Here is a 19,681-nt window from a genome sequence, read left to right on the forward strand (position 1 = left end):
ATAAGGTGCAGGTAGCCGGAGCGGGACAACCCGCCATCAGTTCTGTTACCCCATACTCGCCTCCCACGAAGGTGAGCAGCTCTGCTGTCGCTATTTCAGACCTGGAATCCACTCTGCCTCCGGTTCAGCCATTGGAACCGAGTGCGCCTTCTTCCTCCTCCAACTCTTTTCCTACAGTTATCTATAACCGCTTTGCGCAGACCTCAAGCGTTACGCCTCAGGTAGTTCAGCCTGCTACTACGGAGGCGGATGGAGCGGTGGTTACGGGTAAGGAAGCTCCTGCCGTAGAGGTTGCGCCTGTAACGCAAAATGGAAATGGCGGAGACGCGATTGAAGGTGTAATTGAAGGGGGGGCTGGAACTGCCCAGGAGGGGGGCGGTGAAGGTGGGGCGCCTGCTGCGCCGAGTCAGACTGAGCAGCCTAAGCGGTCGGCTTCCAGTGACTCTGGGGGCGGACTGAGTGAAAGTGATTTAGCGGCAATCTCCCAATTGTCGCAACGGGATCTTGAAGTGCGGCAGCATGAGCAGGCGCATGTCGCTGTTGGCGGCCTCTATGCGGGGGCTCCACAATATTCCTACTCGCGTGGACCTGATGGGCGCTCATACGCCGTCGGCGGCGAAGTGCCTATTGACGTGTCGTCAGTGCCCGGTAATCCCGAGGCGACGATAAGGAAGATGGAGCAGGTCCGAAGGGCGGCGCTGGCGCCGGCGGAACCTTCGTCTCAGGATCGGTCTGTCGCAGCGCGTGCGACTCAGGCCATTTTGCAGGCGCGCTCTGAGCTTGTGCAGCAGCAGTCGGATGGACGCGCGGAGTTACGGGCTGAGCAACAACAGGAGCGTGAGCAGCGGCAGCAGGAAGAGGAAAGCCGCGGTTCTTCCAGCGAGCGTGAAAGCGAAGCCATTCGCACCTATCTTGACCTGATCCGCATTGGGCAAGCTTTCGAGCAGGGGCTGCAGCCCAGCATTCAATTGGACGAAGTGATTTAGACCCTCTTTACTGATTTCTAACCTTGCCGAGCGCTTGTTTGCGCCGCTTAGGCAAAGGCTGTTACTTACAAAATTTTACTCATTTATCAATTCCTGTCTCGTGTTTTCGCTGTTTTTGTCTTCACATAACCATTTGTTTTTAAAGAGTTTAAAATTTAATGATAAGTATTGTTGCGTACCCTTCGATGAACGGCTATTAAAAATTGGAACTTTAACTCTAATCGTTCTTGACAATCTCCGTAAGCAAACGTATGTTTCAAACACTTGTTTGATATATCGGTGAGTATTGTGGCTCGCTGTGAAAAAAATCCAGAACATGGAATAAAAAGGTGGCGGCCTCGTGTTGCTGCGCCGAGTAGAGATTGAGGTAAACTTATGCCGGAATATAAAGCTCCTTTACGCGATATCAGGTTTGTGATGGATGAACTGCTGAATGTGCAGTCTCATTACAGGGAATTACCGAGTGCGGAAATGACGACCCCAGACATGGTGGACGCAATAATCCAGGAAGGAGCAAAGTTCTGTGAGCAGGTCCTGTCTCCCCTTAATCGGGTGGGAGACGAGGAAGGTTGTACATGGAGCGAAGACGGCGTAACCACACCTACCGGTTTCAAAGAAGCTTATAAGCAATACGTGGAAGGCGGCTGGCCTTCAATGACTGCGCCAGAAGATTTCGGCGGCCAAGGCCTGCCCGAGTCTCTCGGTCTGGTTATGAGTGAAATGGTTGGCTCATCCAACTGGGCTTGGGGTATGTATCCCGGCTTGAGCCATGGCGCGGTTAACACCGTTATTTTGCATGGCTCTGAAGCGCAGAAAGCGGCGTACCTGCCCAAACTGGTGAGCGGCGAATGGACTGGCACCATGTGTCTGACCGAGCCGCATTGTGGCTCTGACCTGGGGATTCTGCGCTCAAAAGCTGAGCCTAATGCCGACGGCAGCTACAGCATCACTGGAACCAAGATTTTTATTTCCGCTGGCGAACATGACATGGCGGAAAACATCGTTCATATCTGTTTGGCGCGTTTGCCAGACGCTCCGCAAGGTACCAAAGGCATTTCTCTGTTCATTGTTCCCAAGTTCCTGGTGAATGAAGACGGCAGCCTGGGAGAGCGTAACAGCGTTACTTGCGGTTCTATCGAACATAAAATGGGGATTCATGGCAACTCTACGTGCGTCATGAACTTCGACGGCGCCAAAGGTTATCTGATCGGTCCAGAGAACAAAGGCTTGGCGTGCATGTTCACATTTATGAACTTTGCTCGTCTGGGAACTGCTATTCAAGGCCTGAGCGCGTCTGAGCTGTCCTTCCAGGGCGCTTTGACCTATGCGAAAGACCGTTTGGCGATGCGTTCTTTGTCTGGCGTAAAGAATCCGAATGGTCCTGCCGATCCTATCATTGTACACCCTGACGTACGTCGCATGTTGTTGACGCAAAAGGCGTTTACGGAAGGTTCACGCGCACTGATTTATTACACCGCAGTGCAAGGCGATTTCGTTCACCACGGCGCGACTGAAGAAGTTCGCAACGAAGCGGATGAACTGATGGGCTTCCTGACTCCTATCGCCAAAGCATTCCTGACCGAAATCGGTTATGAATCCGCTAACTTGGGTATGCAGGTATATGGCGGCCACGGCTTTATTTCCGAGTGGGGAATGGAGCAAATCGTACGCGATACGCGTATCGCGTTGATGTACGAGGGCACCACTGGTATTCAGGCGCTTGATCTGCTGGGTCGTAAAATTCTGATGACTCAGGGCGAATCTCTGAAGCGCTTCACCAAACTGGTTCACGTGTTCTGTAAAGAACAGGCGGAAAATGCGGAGATGAACGAGTTCGTCGAGCCGTTGGCCAAGCTGAATAAAGAGTGGGGCGACCTCACGATGAAGATTGGTATGGCGGCGATGAAGAATCGCGATGAAGTGGGCGGCGCCTCTGTGGACTACTTGATGTATTCCGGTTACGCCGTGCTGGCGTATTTCTGGGCGCGTATGGCGCTGGTGGCGCAGCAGAAGCTGGCGGAAGGGACCACTGAAACTGGCTTCTATACGGCGAAACTGCAAACTGCGCGTTTCTACTTTAAGCGCATCCTGCCTCGCACTCTGTCTCATGCACAGTCCGCACTCAACGGCGCTAACTGCATGATGGATATGGAAGTGGAAAACTTTGCGTTCTGATTCCGTATAGGGACAAAATAAGCCCGCTGTTGCGGGCTTTTTTACATACCGATGCGAACCGGTATGTAGCCGGATTCGTAATAGCCAGATAATAGCGCGACAATAAGCACAAATAGAAAGACATTCATTCAGACAAAGCGATTTAGCTCGAGGGAGTAACCATGGCTGATTATTCTGCGCCGCTTCGTGACATGCAGTTTCTACTCAAAGAAGTGTTTGAAGCCGATAAACTTTGGCTCAGCTTGCCGGGTGCGTGCGACACGGTTGACCCGGATACTGCGGACGCCATATTGGAAGAGGCCGCCAAAATAGCGTCTTCCTTGCTGGCGCCTCTCAACCGGAGCGGAGATGAAGAAGGTTGCCAATGGAATGAGGGAGTAGTGACAACGCCAAAGGGCTTCAAGGAGGCCTATAACACCTTTATCGAAGGTGGTTGGTGTGGGTTGGGCGGTAATCCTGACTTCGGCGGCATGGGCATGCCGAAGATGCTGGGCGCCCAGGTCGAAGAGATGGTGCAATCCGCGAACATTTCTTTTGGCTTGTATCCTATGTTGACGGCGGGCGCATGTTTGGCGATTGACGCGCACGCAAGCGAAGAGCTTAAGCAGACTTATCTGCCTAATTTATATTCCGGCGTATGGGCTGGCTCTATGTGTCTGACCGAGCCGCACTCCGGTACGGACCTTGGCATCATCAGAACCAAGGCTGAACCTAATGGCGACGGTTCCTACGCAATCAGTGGCACTAAGATATTCATTACCGGCGGCGAGCATGATCTGAGTGAAAACATCATTCACCTGGTGCTGGCGAAGTTGCCTGACGCTCCAGCGGGCTCAAGAGGTATTTCTCTGTTCCTGGTGCCTAAATTCAAGGTGACGGAAGACGGCGGCTCGGGCGAGCGCAATGCGGTGTCTTGTGGTTCAATCGAGCACAAGATGGGCATCAAAGCGTCGGCTACCTGTGTCATGAACTTTGATGGCGCACAAGGCTGGTTGGTCGGCGAGCCGAATAAAGGCTTGGCCTGCATGTTCACCATGATGAACTACGAGCGTCTGGGTGTTGGCGTGCAAGGCCTGGCGGCGGCGGAGCGCTCCTATCAAAACGCGGTTGAGTATGCGAAAGACCGTATTCAGGGACGCGCCGCCACCGGTGTGGTCGCCAAGGAAAAAGCGGCTGATCCTATTATTGTGCATCCAGATGTGCGTCGGATGTTAATGACCATGCGCGCTCTGATTGAAGGCGGCCGGGCGTTCTCCACCTATGTGGCGAAGTATCTGGATATCTCCAAGTACTCTGACGACGCCGCTGCGAAGCAGCACGCTGAAGCGATGGTGGCTCTGTTGACGCCAGTCGCCAAGGCGTTTTTGACGGATCGCGGCCTGGATAGCACCGTACTTGGTCAGCAGGTGTTTGGCGGTCACGGCTATATTCGCGAGTGGGGCCAGGAACAACTGGTGCGCGATGTGCGCATTGCGCAGATCTACGAAGGTACTAACGGCATCCAGGCGCTCGACCTGATGGGGCGTAAAGTCGCGATGAACGACGGTAAATTCGTCGAGCTGTACGCTGGCGAAGTGGCCGACTTTATTGAAGCTAACCGCGATCGCAGCGACCTGCAGGAGTTTATAGAGCCGCTGGCGGGTGTCCTAGAGCGCCTATCAGATGTGACGGAGTATGTGCTGGAGACGGTTACGCAAGACCCTAACGCTGTCGGCGCGGCCAGTGTTGAGTACCTGGATCTGTTCGGCTACGTCGCACTTGCGCACGTTTGGGCGATGATGGCGAAAGTGGCGATTGAGAAACAAGTCGGCGACAGCTCTGGTTTCTATGACGCCAAGCTGAAAACCGCTCGCTTTTACTTCCGCCGACTTCTGCCGCGTACAGTCTCTTTGGCTGAGTCCATCAAGTCCGGTAGCGGCGATATGATGGCGCTGGATGTAGAGCAGTTCTAAGTTGCTCTGAGGAATAGCCTGAAAAGCCCGCATTGCGGGCTTTTTTTGTGGCGGTCTGGCGTCAAATGCGCGTCTAGGCAGTAACGAAACGTCATCGGTTCAGCATGACTTGGTCGGCGGACTCGGGATGGGTGATAAAGGGGTTGCTGTTGCCCTGCAGCTCGCGAATCTGTACATCGCGTGCGATCTCCTCTGCAGTGGGAGGGTCGGCGCGGGACCAGCGTTTTAATTGGTCGAGATTGCCGTACAAAGGCAGGTTGTAAGTGGTGTGCATGTAAAGAAGGCTTCGAGCAATGTCGCCTTTTATATCGTCAGGAGGATCGATTATGCCGAATACCTGACGGATGCCGCACTCATTGGCTTTGACTTCATTACCTAACTCTTCAAATTTTGCCGCGCGGCGCTCCAGTTCAAAACGGGCGTCTTCTGGGTAGATGTTGTGCAAATCGGACGCCATGCGGCGATATGCCTCGTTGTTCTCTCTGCATTGTCGAGGTGTGCCGCACTCCAGGTTGTCTCTGATCCAAAGCGATGAATAGATATAGCTTTCAGTAACCAGGATGCTTTTCTTGCTGAACTCTTTTTTGCAAAAGAACGTCTTGCCGCCATTGGCGTACAGTTTGCCCCAGAATTCTTCCTTGAGTGTCTGTTTGGGATCGTTGAATTTGGTTTGGGCATGGGTGACGTTAAGCAAGCACGCCATAAAAACACCCAGTAGGACGGTGACTGTGTTCCTCATTTGCGGATCCGTAATCTGATTGTTTTTATTCGGTGATTCGCAGGGCCGCTGACATGGTCAGGGCTAAGCGGACCCATTTACACCTATATTACAAATTGTCAGCAAAGTACAGTGTAAACAGGGCCGCTTCCTATGATAGGAGGGCTGTGGCGGCTAAGCGTAGGAGGTTAACCCCAGGCCAGGGATTACTTGAGACGATCTTTGATGCGTTGGTAGCCGGAGCGTAACTCTTCGCCCATTTTCTTGGCGGTTTCGCTGACTTCTTTGCCGGTTTGACCTGCTTCCTTGCCTGCCTGCTGCAGTTTGCCGACGAACTTATCCCAGTCTTTTTCAAGATCTTCCCACTCGTCCCGGACTTCCGCTTTGGCCAGATTCAGCTGTAGCCGCAACTCGTCCCTTTCCTGTTTAAGTGAGTCTTTGAGTCTTTTGATCTCGTCTTGCAGTGTGCTCATGCTTCATCTCTCCCGATGATTTAAGTTCCATTAATCATAGACAGCAACAGCGTTAACTGGTTGATCTGCATCAACCTGAAGGTGGCTTTTCGGTGACGGGGTATCAATCAGGAAGTAGATAATCCTGCACCCGCCAGCTCCAATGCGGCGTAAGTCAGGGTAGACCAAACAGGAGTGCTATCCAAGCCCTTTATGGATCTGTCTGCGGCCTGGCAGGCCTGGTGAATATCTCGAAGCCGTGCGGCGTTAAAGCGCGGGATGAAGCGTTTGTATAAGGCCCAGCGATTCTTGAAAACTCTTTCCTTTTGCAGCGCCTGTTCCAGGCCCTGGGAGGTTTGCGAATGTTTGTAGAGTTTGGCGATCAGGCGCACCTCGCGGGCCAGAGACCAAAGCACGATGGTGGGTTCGAAGGATTCCGCCTGCAGCGTTTGCAGCACTTTCAGCGCCTGTTTGGGGTTTCGCTCCAGACAGGCGTCCACCAGATTGAACACGGTGAACTTGTTGCTGTTGGATATGCCGCGCAGGACTTGTTCTTCGTCCAGATTGGCGTCGTCGGACAATAGACGCAGTTTCTCCATCTCCTGTCGGGCCGCCAGTAAATTGCCCTCAACATGATCGCATAATGCCTTTACGGCGCCGGATGTAGGGGTGAATCCTAGTTTGTGTAAGCGCTGATTTATCCAGTTAGGCAACTGGTCATGGCTGATCGGCCATACCTGAACGTGAAGGCTGTGTGTCTCAATTGATTTGAACCACTTCGTATTGAGAGTGGAGGATTCAATGCGATCACTGATGATCAGCATCAGGCAGTCTTCGGGTGGGTTTTCACTAAAAGCGGCGAGGCGTTTTTTACCGCCATCATTTGGCAGGCTATCCAGATGAATTTCCAGTAGCTTCTTTTCGCCGAAGAGAGAGAAAGACTGGGTATGCTCATCAAGAGCGCTCCAGTCAAAGTTCTTGGGCGTGTGAAAGACGATACGCTCGCTAAACCCCTGCTTACGGCTGTAGGCGCGAATTTCGTCACAGGCTTCCTGGCGCAACAGCGGTTCATCCCCGCTCACCACAAAAACGGCGGGGGGATGTTTGTTCAGGTTGCTTTGCAGCTGCTCCGGTTTAATGCGCATGAGAAAGGCTCAGTTCGCCGCCGGCGCCGAAGCTCGTTCGCTATATACCGCCAGACGATTGAGAATTTCTGTAGCGAGCAGCTTGTCCAGGTCATCGCGAATGCTGTTCTCTTCCTTCTCTTTGCCAAGCACGCTGAGCTTGTCATATTGATAAGACTGGAACTGCTGTAGCGACGTTGGTTGAATCAATGGCTCGCCCTGCGCGTCGGTCAGGCTGAAAGTGACTTTGCGGGAAAGCTCATATTCGGCGGCGTTGGCGCTACTGTCCAGACTTACGGCGCGGCGGCTGTTTTCAACGCTCCCGATCGCCAAGGTGGGAGCATCAGCTCCTCCCTCGCTGACCTGAACAGAAGCTTGCTGCAGGCTTTCGCGCACTTTTCCGCAGAGCACTCTGGCGTCGCCCTCCGGGCAGCTCAAATTGAGCGCCTGGAGAGAAGAGGGGAGTTCCATCTGGCCGCGCAGATGAAAACCGCAACCGCTGACGAGGAGGCCAGCCATCCCCGCCAAGAGTAGTCTTATGGCAATTCGCATCGCTTTACTTCACCACGATGTTGACCAGTTTACCTGGTACAACGATGACTTTAACGACGGTTTTGTCTTCCATGAAGCGCTGAACGTTCTCGTCATCGAACGCCATTTTCTCAAGCTCGTCTTTGCTGGCGCTTGCCGCCGCCTGGATGCGTGCACGCAATTTTCCGTTCACTTGAACAACCAGCTCTATACTGTCTTTCTCAAGCGCTTTTTCATCCAGTTTTGGCCAGGTAGCGTTCATGACGATGTCTTTGTGCCCCAGCTCGCGCCACAGTCCGTGGCTAATGTGGGGAACAATCGGAGCCAGCACCAGCACAGCTGTTTCAAGCGCTTCCTGTACAACCGCCAAACCTTGGGGCGAGTCGTCTTCAAAGCGGCTTAACTCATTCAACAGTTCCATCACCATCGCGATGCCAGTGTTGATCGCCATGCGCTGATTAAACTCATCCGTCATCTTTTTGATGGTTTCATGAGTTTTGCGACGCAGTGTGCGCTGAGCTTCATTCAGTTCGGCCACATTCAGCGGCGCAGCCCCTTTCTTCTCAACGTGTGTGTGCACCAGTTTCCACAGGCGGCGCAGGAAACGATGTTGACCTTCAACGCCGGACTCTGACCACTCCAGTGATTGCTCAGGCGGCGCTGCAAACATGGTGAACAGGCGAACAGTGTCGGCGCCGTACTTGTCAATCAGCTCTTGCGGATCAACGCCGTTGTTCTTGGACTTGGACATTTTCTCCTTGGGTCCAATGATAACGGGCTGACCATCTTCATTGAGGAAGGCCTTAGGCGAGTTGCCGTGAGTATCAATATCAATGCGAACGTCTTTAGGATTGAAATAGGTTTTCTTGCCGGATGGATCTTCGCGGTAGAAGGTTTCTGCGATCACCATGCCCTGGCACAACAGCTTCTTGAATGGCTCGTCGCTATCCACTAAGCCTTCGTCACGCAGCAATTTGTGGAAGAAGCGCGAGTACAACAAGTGCAGAATGGCGTGCTCGATCCCGCCTACGTAGTAGTCTACGGGCAGCCAGTAGTTGGCGGCTGCGGGGTCCAGCATGGCGGATTCCAGGTTAGGGCAGCAGAAGCGCGCGTAATACCAGGAGGACTCCATGAAGGTGTCGAAAGTGTCAGTTTCCTGGGTGGCTGGCTGGCCGTTATAGCTGCGCTTGCTCCAGTTAGGATCTGCTTTTATAGGGGACTTGACGCCGTCCATTTCCACGTCTTCAGGTAATTTCACGGGGAGGTCGGCCAAAGGAACGGGAACTTCCGAGCCATCTTCCAGCGTCATCATGGGGATTGGGGCGCCCCAGTAACGTTGGCGGGATACGCCCCAGTCACGCAGACGATAGTTGACTTTTTTCTCACCGATTCCCATGGCGGTCAACTTTTCGGCGACCGCATCAAACGCTTCCAGAGACGTCATGCCGGTAAATTCGCCAGAGTTGACCAGGATACCTTTCTCGGTAATGGCTTTTTCCTGAATATCCGCCTCATCGGCGTCGATGACGGAAATAACCTGTTTGACGGGCAAACCGTACTTGAGGGCAAACTCGTGGTCGCGCTCATCGTGACCGGGAACTGACATGACTGCGCCAGAACCGTAGTCCATCAGGACAAAGTTGGCGACCCAGATCGGCGCAGGCTCGTTTGTAAGCGGGTGGATGACGAAGAAGCCGGTGTCCATGCCGCGCTTTTCCATCGTGGCCATGTCCGCTTCTGCGACTTTGGTGTTTTTGCACTCGTCCAGGAACTTCGCCAGCTCAGGATTATTGGCGGAGGCTTCCAGCGCCAACGGATGTTGTGGCGCGATAGCGACGTAAGTGACGCCCATGATGGTGTCAGGGCGCGTGGTGTATACCAGCAGGTCGCCATCGTGGTCTTTCAGCTTGAAGTGGAACTCAACCCCTTCAGACTTGTTGATCCAGTTGCGCTGCATGGTTTTGACCTGTTCAGGCCAATTCTCCAGCTGGTCCAGATCATTGAGCAGTTGCTCCGCGTAGTCCGTAATCTTAATGAACCATTGCGGGATTTCGCGACGCTCCACAACCGCGCCGGAGCGCCAGCCCTTGCCGTCGATAACCTGCTCATTGGCTAATACTGTTTCGTCCACCGGGTCCCAGTTGACCGTGGACATTTTTTTGTAGACCAGCCCCTTCTCGTAAAGGCGGGTGAAGAACCATTGCTCCCATTTGTAGTATTCAGGGCGACAAGTGGCCAATTCGCGATTCCAGTCATAACCGAAGCCCAACAGCTTCAACTGGTTTTTCATGTAAGCGATGTTTTCGTAAGTCCACTTGGCTGGCGCCACGTTGTTTTTCAACGCGGCGTTTTCCGCCGGTAGACCGAATGCGTCCCAGCCCATGGGTTGGAGAACGTTCTTACCCTGCATCCGCTGGTAGCGGGAGATGACGTCGCCGATGGTGTAGTTACGGACATGGCCCATGTGGAGCTTGCCGCTGGGGTAGGGGAACATGGACAGGCAGTAGAACTTCTCTTTACCTGGCTCCTCGTCCACTTTGAATGCATCGGTTTCTTCCCAGAACTTTTGCGCTTCCTGCTCAACTTTTTTTGGGTGGTACAGTTCTTCCATCGGTCGTCTTTTTTCGCCTGATCGCTTTAATTAAGGTTTATCGCCCCGGATCAAAAACGTCGGCTTGCAAGCGTGACATAATCCTTACTGATGGACTCTGCGTCGGCAAGGCGCTGGGGGCGTGTAAACACAATGGGTTAATGGCGGACTTTCCGCCATGAAAGCCGTTTATTCTAACCTAATAGTGTTGACTACAGATAGGGTTGGAGTAGGGTTGAAAACAAGATCTCGCATATCCGGGAGGTTAAGGTATGAAGCAGGAGGATAAAGCGCCTGAACATGTCGTGCAGGCGTACAACAATATTCTGCAGCGCGTTGAGAAATCTCTCGCTGACGTTGAAGTAAAGACATGGGAGACCGTTAAGCAGGAGATTGATCAGGCTGTCGAGTTTGAGCAGGGGCTGGCGAAGCTGACCAAGGAGGAATGGAATCTCTTGGAGGCCTACGTCAAACGCGACATGAAAGAGCTTTACCACTTTGTTGCGGAGACGGGTAAAGGGCTGCGCGAGTGGCTGAGGCTGGACATTGACCTGATTGAGCAGCGCATCGGCGACGCGCTACTGTCCATCGCGGATAAAACCCTGGTGGATTTGGAGAAGCTGGATTACCAGCTGCACCATGATCCGGGAACCTATGTCGCAGGCGAGGTCGCTTGCCCGGGCGTACTTAAATGCGATCAGTGCGGCAAAATGGTCTGCTTGGTGGAAACGTCGCATATCGACACCTGTCACCGGTGCCAGGGCATCTATTTTCAGCGGCTTACATCCCGTTGGCCCTACGAACCCGAGCTTGAAGGAGATGGCGCTCCAGAAGGCGGAGACTAACCCGCCTGCTCTAATGCGGCGGCGGGGGCTGCAGTCTGCTCGCGCCGTCCCAGTAATAGTGCGCCAGCCAGCAAAAGGGTCGCTATGATCAGTATTGGCCAGGATCCCAGGCGTGAGAAGGGCGTAGCTCCTTGGCGTAATTCTACCGCGCCGCTTAATGTAGTCGCCTGAAACTGCGGAGCGCGAGAGGCGATGCGGCCATGTGGGTCAATGATGGCGGTAATGCCGTTATTGGTGGAGCGCAGCATAAACTTATCATTCTCCAGCGCTCTCATTTGTGCGATTTGCAGATGTTGGTGTGGCCCAATAGAGGCTCCGAACCAGCTATCATTGCTGACCGTCACCAATAACTCAGGCTCTTGCGCCAGCTTTGCCACGAAGTCTGGATACACGACTTCGTAGCAGATGAAAGGCATCAGGGGGGCGTCCCGAAAACGAATCGGGGCTTGTGTCGGCGAACCCTTTTGCATGCTGGACATGGGTAGATTAAAGAAGTCGATAAGCCCCCGCAGCCAAGACTCCAAGGGCACGTATTCGCCAAAGGGCACCAGCTTTTGCTTGTTGTATGAGCCTTCGCCTTGGCCCAACGCGATAAAGCTGTTGTAAATATTTATCCTGGCGTCTTCACCTCTGTCCGCGCTGAGAATGCCCATCATTAAAGCGGCGTTGTTTTCTTTGGCTTGCTTGTCCAGCTGTTTGAGCAGTGGTCCCGCCTGACTGCTGAAATAAGGGAGAGCGGTTTCCGGCCAGATAATCAGGTCGCTGTCCCAGAGTGGTTCGGTGAGAGTGAGATAAGTCTCTGTAATAACTTCACGATTCTCGCGAAGCCATTTTACTTCCTGGGCAATGTTCGCCTGCACCATGCTGACCTGAATAGGTTCGCCTCGTGGAGTCGTCCATTCAATTTGCTGTAATAAGGCCCCTCCGCCCCAGGTTCCGACGATTAACGTCGCGGCACAGGCGAGGCCAGTCAAAGATTTGCGGTTACGATAGCTGAGGTTTAAGGCGTGGCAGGTCAACCATAAGAGAAAGGTCACGCCATAGACGCCCAGTATCGGCGCCCAGCCGGCTAATGGCGTTTCGATAAAGGCGACGCCCAGAAACAGCCAGGGGAAGCCTGTCAGTAACCAGGATCTGACCCATTCGAACAAAACCCACATGGCGATAAAAACAAGCCCTTCCAGGCCAGGCGATAAGCGTCTCCGGGTCAGGCGGGCGGTTATCGCAAATTGCAGCGTGGGGAATAAGGCTATGCCGGCGACAAAGGCGGCGGTCAGGATAAAGGCCAGCACTGCGCTGGCGTTGCCATGTTCATGGATGCTGACGTAAACCCAGGAAGCGCCGGAGCCAAATAGTCCGAGGCCAAACGCCCAGCCTTGCGCCAGAGCCTGTTTGATCTTGCCGAATTGAAATACATTCAGCAGGATCAAGGCGGCGGGAAAGGCGCAGAACCACAGGTTGTAGGGGGCGAAACCAAGGGTGAACAGCCCGCCTGCGGCGGCCGGAGCCACCCAGTTTCTCAGCAAAGCGGACTTCATGCCGTGCGGCTGACCTGGATCAGGCGAATCTGGCGGCTGTCCGCGTTGAGTATCTTGATGTCGAAACCGTTAAAAGAGACGGTTTCACCCCGTTTGGGCAGGCGCCCAAACTGCTTGATGACCAGCCCGCCAATTGTGTCGAACTCTTCTTCGTCCAGGTTGGTGGTGAAGTATTCGTTAAACTCTTCCACCGGGGTCAGCGCTTTGACGACATACTGGTTGTGGCCAGTGCATTTGATGAGGCTTTCTTCATCGAAGTCATGTTCATCTTCGATTTCGCCAACAATCTGCTCAAGCACGTCCTCGATGGTCACCAGACCGGCCACGCCGCCATATTCGTCCACCACAATCGCCATGTGATTGCGGTTTTCCTTGAACTCTTTCAGCAGCTGATTCAAACGCTTACTCTCAGGAATAAACCATACGGGACGCAGAATGTCCTGAACTTTGCTTTTGTTTAATTCGTTTTTCAGCGCCAGTCCAAGCAGGTCTTTAGCCAGCAGAATGCCCACGACTTCGTCTTTGGATTCACCGATGACAGGGTAGCGGGAATGGGCGGACTCAAGCAGCTCGTCCATGTACTCCTGAGGGCTTTGTGAAGCCTTGACGACGCTCATTTGAGCGCGAGGAATCATAATTTCCCTGACCTGCATGTCTGTGACCTGCATGGCGCCCTCAATCAGGCTTAGAGAGTCGGGATCTATGATGTTGCGGTTTTCCGCCTCCCGCATAATCTGCAGGAGTTCTTCCTTGTTTTGCGGTTCATCGGAAAAGGCCTGGGTTATACGGTCAAGCCATGAGCGAGAGATTTGCTGGCTACCCGAATGATCGTCACTCATTGATGTTGTGTTACCCTTCAGCTAACGAACTGTTGGTGGCGTAGGGAGGGGGAAAGCCCAGACTGGTCACCAGTTCTGTTTCGAGACTTTCCATAACCTCTGCTTCCTCGTCAATTATATGGTCGTATCCCTGTAAATGCAGCATCCCATGAATGACCATATGAGCCCAGTGCGCAGCGGCGGTTTTTTGTTGCTCAACGGCTTCGTTGAACACTACCGGCGCGCAAATAACCAAGTCGCCCAGCAGGGGCAAAGTTAATCCGGGCGGGTTTTCAAAAGGGAAGGACAGGACATTGGTCGGCTTGTCTTTGCCGCGATACTGCGCGTTCAGCTCCTGGCTTTCCTCCGCGTCAACGATGCGGATGGTCACCTCATGGTCGCCTGTTTCGCGCAGGGCTGCTTGCGCCCACAGAATCAGCTGTTCTTCACTTGGAAGGTCAGCCTCTTCCGAGGCTATCTGGATATCGACGTCGAGACTCATAAACTGCTTTATTTAGATGCGTTTGCTTCGTTTATATGGGCTTCGGCGACGATTTTCAAATGGAATTTTTGTTAAATGCTTCGTACGCATCAACAATTCTTTGTACAAGCGGGTGACGAACGACGTCTTTGCTCAGGAATTTGGTGACGCTGACGCCTTTGACGTCCTCCAGTACTTTCAATGCTTGAACCAGTCCGGATGGGACGCCTTTCGGCAGGTCGACCTGGGTGGGGTCTCCAGTAACTACTGCAGTTGAGCCGAAGCCGATTCGGGTCAGGAACATCTTCATCTGCTCTGGCGTGGTGTTCTGACTTTCATCCAGGATGATAAAAGCGTTGTTCAGCGTGCGGCCGCGCATGAAAGCCAGCGGCGCAATTTCGATCAGCCCTTTCTCCAGCAGTCGATTGACGTGCTCGAAACCAAACATCTCGTATAACGCGTCGTACAGAGGGCGCAGATAGGGGTCGACTTTTTGCGCCAGGTCGCCGGGCAGGAACCCTAGTTTTTCTCCCGCTTCAACCGCTGGGCGCACCAACAGAATTCGTTTTACCTGGTCGTCGGCCAGCGCTTGTGCTGCGCAAGCGACCGCCAAGTAAGTCTTGCCTGTGCCTGCAGGGCCTACGCCGAAGTTGATGTCGTGCTGCAGGACGGACTTCACATAGTGAATCTGGTTTTGACCGCGTGGCCGAATATGTAGCTTGGGCGTGCGGATGACAACGCCGCCGGAAGAGCTGCTTGTTTCGTCTTCTTCCTCGGCTCCGGACTCACGAATAAACAGATGGACTGTATCGGGTTCTATGGACGTGGAAGCTTCTGTTTCACGGTAAATATGACGGATGATTTCCGCCGCCGCCTGGGCGTTCTTTTCTTCCCCAAACAGAGTGAAGGCATGTCCACGATAGGCGACGCGCACCTTCAGGCGGCGTTCGATTAAGCGCAGGTTTTCGTCAAACTGCCCGCATAGCGCTTGCAGTCTGATGGGGTCAGCAGGTTCCAGCTTAAAGCTGATGGCTGGTTCGTTCAAAATATATCGCCTGATAGTGTGATATGGGCCTGTGACTTAATAGTCCAGGCCATCAACGCGTTCGCCGCGCAGTGAGTTGGGCAAGGCTGCAGTGATGGTGACATCGACAAAACGCCCGATAATGTCATGACTGTCGCTACGGAAGTTCACCACACGATTGTTTTCGGTGCGTCCCTGTAGTTCGCCAGGGTCTTTCTTGGATACGCCAGTCACCAAAATACGCTGGGTGGAGCCGACCATTTTGCGGCTGATGTCCTGTGCGAACTGCAAGATGCGCTGTTGCAGAATCGCCAGACGCTGCTTCTTGGCTTCTTCGGAGACGTTGTCTTCCAGGTTCGCGGCGGGAGTGCCCGGACGAGCGCTGTAAACAAAGCTGAATGAGTGGTCAAAGCCTATCTCATTGATCAGATTCATGGTTTCCTCGAAATCCGCGTCAGTTTCCCCTGGAAAGCCAACAATGAAGTCAGAGGACAGGCTGATGTCAGGACGAATCTCTTGCAGGCGACGCAGTTTGTCTGTGTACTCCGCCACAGTGTGGCCGCGCTTCATCAGGTTCAGTATACGGTCGGAGCCGCTTTGCACGGGTAAGTGCAGGTGGCTGACCAGCTTGGGAACGCTGGCGTAGACTTCGATAAGTGAGTCGGAAAATTCGACCGGGTGCGACGTGGTGTAGCGGATGCGATCAATGCCGTCGATTGAGGCGACATAAGTGATCAGCTCAGCCAAATCCATGTAATCGCCGTCGTGGGTCAGTCCCCGGTAAGCGTTGACGTTCTGGCCGAGCAGGTTGACTTCACGCACGCCTTGTCCGGCCAAATGCGCGACTTCCGCAATGACGTCGTCCACAGGGCGGCTGACTTCTTCACCGCGAGTGTAGGGCACTACGCAGAATGTGCAGTATTTGCTGCAGCCTTCCATTATGGAGACGAAGGCGCTGGCGCCTTCGCTGCTGGGCATGGGCAGGCGGTCGAACTTTTCAATTTCGGGGAATGTGACGTCCACCATAGGGATCTTTTGATGGGCGACGGAGTTGACCATTTCCGGCAGACGGTGCAGGGTCTGCGGGCCAAACACCATATCCACGTAAGGCGCGCGGTCGCGAATGGCGTCGCCTTCCTGGCTGGCGACGCAGCCGCCGACGCCAATCAGCAGATTAGGGTTCTTTTCTTTAAGCGTTCTCCAGCGGCCTAACTGATGAAACACTTTCTCCTGGGCTTTTTCCCGGATAGAACAGGTGTTCAGCAGTAAAATGTCCGCCTCATCGGGGTTGTCGGTGAGCTCAACGCTATGACTCTCACCTAATAAGTCAGCCATGCGCGAGGAGTCATACTCGTTCATCTGACAGCCATAGGTTTTAATAAAGAGTTTTTGCGCCATTCAAAACCACCCGAAGAATCTGCGAACTTAAAAATTGGGACCGCGTATTATACGTTTTAGGCGTGCTCTAGTGTAGGGGGGCGTTCAAAAAGTTAGCAGTATGGACTCCAGAGCCCGGTGGAGGCTGTGATATGATTGCGCCGGTTTTCAGCGTCTCCCCTTTGTTCTCAAGGCTTACGAGGGCGATACGGATAGTTGAGCGATTGAATTTACAGGTGTGTTTATGTCGAATAAGACGAGTAAAAAAGTTTTTCGGGTCGTTTACTTTAATCAGGATGAGGTATTCGAGCTGTACGCGAGTAAAGTCTATTCCAGCGAGCTGTATGGGTTTATTGAGGTGGAGAGCTGGTTGTTCGGTGAGCGCTCCCAGCTACTGGTCGATCCTGCGGAAGAGAAGCTCAAAGGGGAGTTTGCAGGGGTAAGCCGTTCCTTTATTCCCATGACCTCCATCATCCGTATCGACGAAGTGGAGCAGCAGGGAACAGCAAAGATCTCCTCCGGCAAGTCCGGAGGGACCGTGGCCAGCTTTCCCCGTCCCCCAGTGAAAACGGATCGCTAGCTCTGATGGCGGCGCCGTATTCCCGGCGCTGCCGCTATCTTCTTAAACTTGCGTATTGATCCCCGGCTTATTCGGCGTTGTCGTCCTGATTCTGTTCTTGCTCATCTTGCGGGCTCAAATAGCGTTTTAACTGCGCTTTCAAAGACTTGGGGATCTCCATGATAATGAGGGCGTCTTTCTCGCTGTCGTAAATAATGCTTTCATTGATTGCTTCGGAAGAGAACGACAAGCTCATGCCAGAGCCTCTGCCTGCAAAGCGGACGAGCTGTTTTAGCTTGCGGCTGTCAGGGCGCAGCGCGGCTGGAGCTTCTGGTATGGCTTCACGCATAAAGTGGGCGAACTTGTCGGGGTTTTGTTCATCCATAGCGATGGACAATTCTTCAATTTGTACCGCTTCCCCCAGTTTCTCCTGGTCTGAGCAGAACTCAACCGCCTTTTTCTTCAGCTTGGCTGCGCTTTTCGGGTCCAGTGACTCCGCGAAGCGCTCCAGGCCGCTCAACACCACTTCAGTTTCTTTGGCGGTGTCCACATGGGTGGCGAAACCAAAACTATGGCAGCCCGCTTCGCCTATCTTGCGCAGGTTGCGTTGTAGATAGACGGTGGCGCAGTCAGGCTGATTGCTGGCGAAAAGTGGGTCTAGCTCGATACGCAGGGCGAAAGTGATGGCTTGCGGGTCCAAGTGCTCAATGGGCTCGATTTGCAATTCGTTGGTGACGACATTGGTGACGCTGCTTTCCAGGACAAAAATATAAAGGGTGCGGGCGTCGCCCTGCTGGTCGTGAATCCACAATAAATAGCTCTGTGTGGTGAGGGGGATGACGTCCAGTTTTTCTTTGAAATCGGCCAGGCCTTTTTCGGTTAACTGCTGGAAGGACATTTTCCCTTCGTACCAATCTTTTAACCTGGGACCGAAACTTTGACCCTCCGCATGGAGGTTGATACGGCCAAAAGCCTTACCTGTCTTAGCTGCGAACAATCGACGTAAAGTATGAAAAACGGCCTCATTGTCCGCGCCTGTCTTGGGCAGTTGTTGCGGAATTCGGGTCTGGCTGGCGTCGTCTTCGGAGAATTTTTCCAGTACCTGAATGCTGAGTTCGCTGATCGCCATAGTAGGTAAGCCTTAATCGAGCCTGAGTGTGCGGAGAGACGCCGGACGAAGCCGTGTCCTAGTTAAAGGCGGATTGTAATCGCCCCAGTAAAGAGTGCAAGGCTGCTGTGCGGGCATTCTGAGTTTTACTCAGCAACCGTGAGATATGTTGCGTTGTCTTGTAGACTTCCTTTATCCATAACAATGATTCAAGGAACCAAGCATGAGTACAGGCTTTACTATTCCCAACCGGTTACTGCTGGGGCCCGGGCCTTCGAACACGCCCGTCAGTGTGCTTGCGGCGATGTCGCAACCGACCATCGGTCATCTGGACCCTGTCTTTATCAATATGATGGATCAGATCAAACAGATGTTGCAGGCGACATTCAAGACGCAGAATAGATTGACGATGCCTGTTTCGGCGCCTGGCTCCGCTGGCATGGAAACCTGCCTGGTTAATTTGCTGGAGCCGGGGGATCAGGCGATTGTCGCGATCAATGGCGTGTTCGGCAAACGTATGGTGGAAAACGTCGTTCGTGCGGGAGGCGTACCGATTGTTGTTGAGTTTGAGTGGGGTAGCCCAGTTGATCCGCAGCGTATTGAGGAGGTTCTGAACGAGCACCCCAATGTGCGGCTATTGGCGTTTGTGCATGCGGAAACGTCCACTGGCGCGCGTTCAGATGCTGAGACCTTGTGTCGTCTTGCGCACGAGCGTGGCGTGCTGTCCGTCGTCGATATGGTTACTTCCTGGTGTGGCATAGAGGTGGATGTAGACGGCTGGAAAGCCGACGCGGTATACAGTGGCGCGCAAAAGTGTCTTTCTGCTGTGCCAGGTATTGCGCCAGTGTCATTCAGTGAAGCGGCGGCGGAGCGCATTCGCTCCCGCACCAAGCCTGTGCAAAGCTGGTTTCTTGATATGAGTCTGGTGATGGCTTACTGGGCTGAAGGCGGGCAGCGGGCGTATCACCACACAGCGCCGGTCAATACTCTGTACGCTATTCATGAGGCGCTGCGCCTGGTTTTGGACGAAGGGCTGGAGAATCGCTGGGCGAGGCATAAGGCTGCGCATGAGGCCTTGGTGAGAGGCGTGGAGTCGCTGGGGCTATCCTTCCTGGTGGAAGAGCCTTACCGTCTGCCGATGCTGAATGCGATTAAAGTGCCGGAAGGTGTTGATGAAGCGGCGGTGCGCACTAAGCTGCTGACGGATTACAGCATGGAGATTGGCGCTGGGCTTGGGCCGCTGCAAGGGAAAATCTGGCGTATTGGGCTAATGGGAAATAACGCTACGATAGAATGTGCGAATCGCGCGGTTAGCGCTTTGGGCGAATGCTTGCAGGCATTGAAGTAACGGGAAATAAAAAAGGCTCCAGGGCGAAAGTCACCCTGGAGCCTTTGAATAGACT

17 protein-coding genes are annotated in these 19,681 nt (G+C 53.6%); 6 read left to right on the forward strand and 11 right to left on the reverse strand.

From position 1 onward, the window contains the following. Positions 1-5: 5 nt before the first annotated feature. The 3 genes from ACQYWX_RS06225 to ACQYWX_RS06235 all read left to right on the forward strand — a co-directional run bounded on the left by ACQYWX_RS06225 (position 6) and on the right by ACQYWX_RS06235 (position 5,113). Positions 6-986: a putative metalloprotease CJM1_0395 family protein gene (locus ACQYWX_RS06225; protein WP_431688244.1), complete on the forward strand. Its 981-nt coding sequence runs from the start codon at positions 6-8 to the stop codon at positions 984-986. Between the two features lie 375 nt (positions 987-1,361). After that, on the forward strand, positions 1,362-3,161 hold the full coding sequence (locus tag ACQYWX_RS06230; RefSeq protein WP_279507211.1) for an acyl-CoA dehydrogenase C-terminal domain-containing protein: 1,800 nt from the start codon (positions 1,362-1,364) through the stop codon (positions 3,159-3,161). Between the two features lie 161 nt (positions 3,162-3,322). Next, positions 3,323-5,113, forward strand: a complete 1,791-nt coding sequence (locus tag ACQYWX_RS06235) for an acyl-CoA dehydrogenase C-terminal domain-containing protein (RefSeq protein ID WP_431688245.1) — start codon at positions 3,323-3,325, stop codon at positions 5,111-5,113. A gap of 91 nt (positions 5,114-5,204) precedes the next feature. On the opposite strand, the gene ACQYWX_RS06240 is transcribed toward ACQYWX_RS06235, so the two are convergent. The 5 genes from ACQYWX_RS06240 to leuS form a co-directional block, all read right to left on the reverse strand. Next, positions 5,205-5,816: an endonuclease gene (locus ACQYWX_RS06240; RefSeq protein WP_431688246.1), complete on the reverse strand. Its 612-nt coding sequence runs from the start codon at positions 5,814-5,816 to the stop codon at positions 5,205-5,207. Between the two features lie 221 nt (positions 5,817-6,037). Continuing rightward, a complete protein-coding gene (locus ACQYWX_RS06245) occupies positions 6,038-6,304 on the reverse strand; it encodes a hypothetical protein (protein WP_127968955.1) in 267 nt (88 codons plus the stop codon). 107 nt (positions 6,305-6,411) lie between these two features. Continuing rightward, the gene (holA, locus tag ACQYWX_RS06250; RefSeq protein ID WP_431688247.1) at positions 6,412-7,428 is read right to left on the reverse strand and encodes a DNA polymerase III subunit delta; all 1,017 of its coding nucleotides are present in this window, start codon (positions 7,426-7,428) and stop codon (positions 6,412-6,414) included. A 9-nt stretch (positions 7,429-7,437) separates the two neighbouring features. Then, complete coding sequence (gene lptE, locus ACQYWX_RS06255) at positions 7,438-7,959, reverse strand: LPS assembly lipoprotein LptE (protein WP_431688248.1); 522 nt, start codon at positions 7,957-7,959, stop codon at positions 7,438-7,440. A gap of 4 nt (positions 7,960-7,963) precedes the next feature. Further along, positions 7,964-10,549, reverse strand: a complete 2,586-nt coding sequence (gene leuS / locus ACQYWX_RS06260) for a leucine--tRNA ligase (protein WP_279503119.1) — start codon at positions 10,547-10,549, stop codon at positions 7,964-7,966. A gap of 251 nt (positions 10,550-10,800) precedes the next feature. Here leuS and ACQYWX_RS06265 point away from each other — a divergent pair, with 251 nt between their 5' ends. Continuing rightward, positions 10,801-11,373, forward strand: a complete 573-nt coding sequence (locus ACQYWX_RS06265; protein WP_431688249.1) for a zinc ribbon-containing protein — start codon at positions 10,801-10,803, stop codon at positions 11,371-11,373. Here the strand turns inward: ACQYWX_RS06265 and lnt are convergent. From lnt to miaB, 5 genes are read right to left on the reverse strand one after another with little or no spacing between them, the layout of a single operon-like run. Beyond that, positions 11,370-12,911 carry an apolipoprotein N-acyltransferase gene (lnt, locus tag ACQYWX_RS06270; RefSeq protein ID WP_431688250.1) on the reverse strand — a complete coding sequence of 514 codons (1,542 nt, stop codon included), beginning with the start codon at positions 12,909-12,911 and terminating at the stop codon, positions 11,370-11,372. The two genes, ACQYWX_RS06265 and lnt, sit on opposite strands and share 4 nt — an antisense overlap. Further along, entirely contained in the window at positions 12,908-13,750 is an 843-nt protein-coding gene (locus ACQYWX_RS06275) for an HlyC/CorC family transporter (RefSeq protein WP_216735079.1), read from the reverse strand. The genes lnt and ACQYWX_RS06275 overlap by 4 nt, the downstream gene beginning before the upstream one ends. 10 nt (positions 13,751-13,760) lie before the next feature. Next, positions 13,761-14,231 (reverse strand): rRNA maturation RNase YbeY, encoded by a 471-nt coding sequence (gene ybeY / locus ACQYWX_RS06280; protein ID WP_216735078.1) that lies wholly within the window; start codon positions 14,229-14,231, stop codon positions 13,761-13,763. A 55-nt stretch (positions 14,232-14,286) separates the two neighbouring features. Further along, a complete protein-coding gene (locus tag ACQYWX_RS06285; protein WP_216735077.1) occupies positions 14,287-15,255 on the reverse strand; it encodes a PhoH family protein in 969 nt (322 codons plus the stop codon). 36 nt (positions 15,256-15,291) lie between these two features. After that, positions 15,292-16,632 (reverse strand): tRNA (N6-isopentenyl adenosine(37)-C2)-methylthiotransferase MiaB, encoded by a 1,341-nt coding sequence (gene miaB, locus ACQYWX_RS06290; protein WP_431688251.1) that lies wholly within the window; start codon positions 16,630-16,632, stop codon positions 15,292-15,294. 223 nt (positions 16,633-16,855) lie between these two features. Between miaB and ACQYWX_RS06295 the strand changes: the two genes are divergently transcribed. Further along, entirely contained in the window at positions 16,856-17,191 is a 336-nt protein-coding gene (locus ACQYWX_RS06295) for a DUF1820 family protein (RefSeq protein WP_431688252.1), read from the forward strand. Positions 17,192-17,258: 67 nt separating this feature from the next. Here the strand turns inward: ACQYWX_RS06295 and ACQYWX_RS06300 are convergent, their stop codons facing one another. Continuing rightward, positions 17,259-18,299, reverse strand: a complete 1,041-nt coding sequence (locus ACQYWX_RS06300; protein WP_216735075.1) for a nucleoid-associated protein — start codon at positions 18,297-18,299, stop codon at positions 17,259-17,261. Between the two features lie 202 nt (positions 18,300-18,501). On the opposite strand from ACQYWX_RS06300, the gene ACQYWX_RS06305 reads away from it, so the two are divergent. Beyond that, positions 18,502-19,626, forward strand: a complete 1,125-nt coding sequence (locus ACQYWX_RS06305; protein WP_431688253.1) for a pyridoxal-phosphate-dependent aminotransferase family protein — start codon at positions 18,502-18,504, stop codon at positions 19,624-19,626. Positions 19,627-19,681: the final 55 nt, after the last annotated feature.

The sequence above is a fragment of the Hahella sp. NBU794 genome, assembly GCF_050749805.1.
In the GTDB taxonomy this organism is placed as follows: Bacteria; Pseudomonadota; Gammaproteobacteria; order Pseudomonadales; family Oleiphilaceae; genus Hahella.

Bases quoted from the DNA above. Each gene is read 5' to 3' on its own strand.
- ACQYWX_RS06245 (WP_127968955.1), bottom strand. From the start codon at position 6,304: ATGAGCACACTGCAAGACGAGATCAAAAGACTCAAAGACTCACTTAAA.
- ybeY (WP_216735078.1), bottom strand. From the start codon at position 14,231: ATGAGTCTCGACGTCGATATCCAGATAGCCTCGGAAGAGGCTGACCTT.
- ACQYWX_RS06235 (WP_431688245.1), top strand. From the start codon at position 3,323: ATGGCTGATTATTCTGCGCCGCTTCGTGACATGCAGTTTCTACTCAAA.
- ACQYWX_RS06295 (WP_431688252.1), top strand. From the start codon at position 16,856: ATGTCGAATAAGACGAGTAAAAAAGTTTTTCGGGTCGTTTACTTTAAT.
- lptE (WP_431688248.1), bottom strand. From the start codon at position 7,959: ATGCGAATTGCCATAAGACTACTCTTGGCGGGGATGGCTGGCCTCCTC.
- miaB (WP_431688251.1), bottom strand. From the start codon at position 16,632: ATGGCGCAAAAACTCTTTATTAAAACCTATGGCTGTCAGATGAACGAG.
- ACQYWX_RS06305 (WP_431688253.1), top strand. From the start codon at position 18,502: ATGAGTACAGGCTTTACTATTCCCAACCGGTTACTGCTGGGGCCCGGG.
- ACQYWX_RS06265 (WP_431688249.1), top strand. From the start codon at position 10,801: ATGAAGCAGGAGGATAAAGCGCCTGAACATGTCGTGCAGGCGTACAAC.
- ACQYWX_RS06275 (WP_216735079.1), bottom strand. From the start codon at position 13,750: ATGAGTGACGATCATTCGGGTAGCCAGCAAATCTCTCGCTCATGGCTT.
- leuS (WP_279503119.1), bottom strand. From the start codon at position 10,549: ATGGAAGAACTGTACCACCCAAAAAAAGTTGAGCAGGAAGCGCAAAAG.
- ACQYWX_RS06230 (WP_279507211.1), top strand. From the start codon at position 1,362: ATGCCGGAATATAAAGCTCCTTTACGCGATATCAGGTTTGTGATGGAT.
- lnt (WP_431688250.1), bottom strand. From the start codon at position 12,911: ATGAAGTCCGCTTTGCTGAGAAACTGGGTGGCTCCGGCCGCCGCAGGC.
- ACQYWX_RS06240 (WP_431688246.1), bottom strand. From the start codon at position 5,816: ATGGCGTGCTTGCTTAACGTCACCCATGCCCAAACCAAATTCAACGAT.
- holA (WP_431688247.1), bottom strand. From the start codon at position 7,428: ATGCGCATTAAACCGGAGCAGCTGCAAAGCAACCTGAACAAACATCCC.
- ACQYWX_RS06300 (WP_216735075.1), bottom strand. From the start codon at position 18,299: ATGGCGATCAGCGAACTCAGCATTCAGGTACTGGAAAAATTCTCCGAA.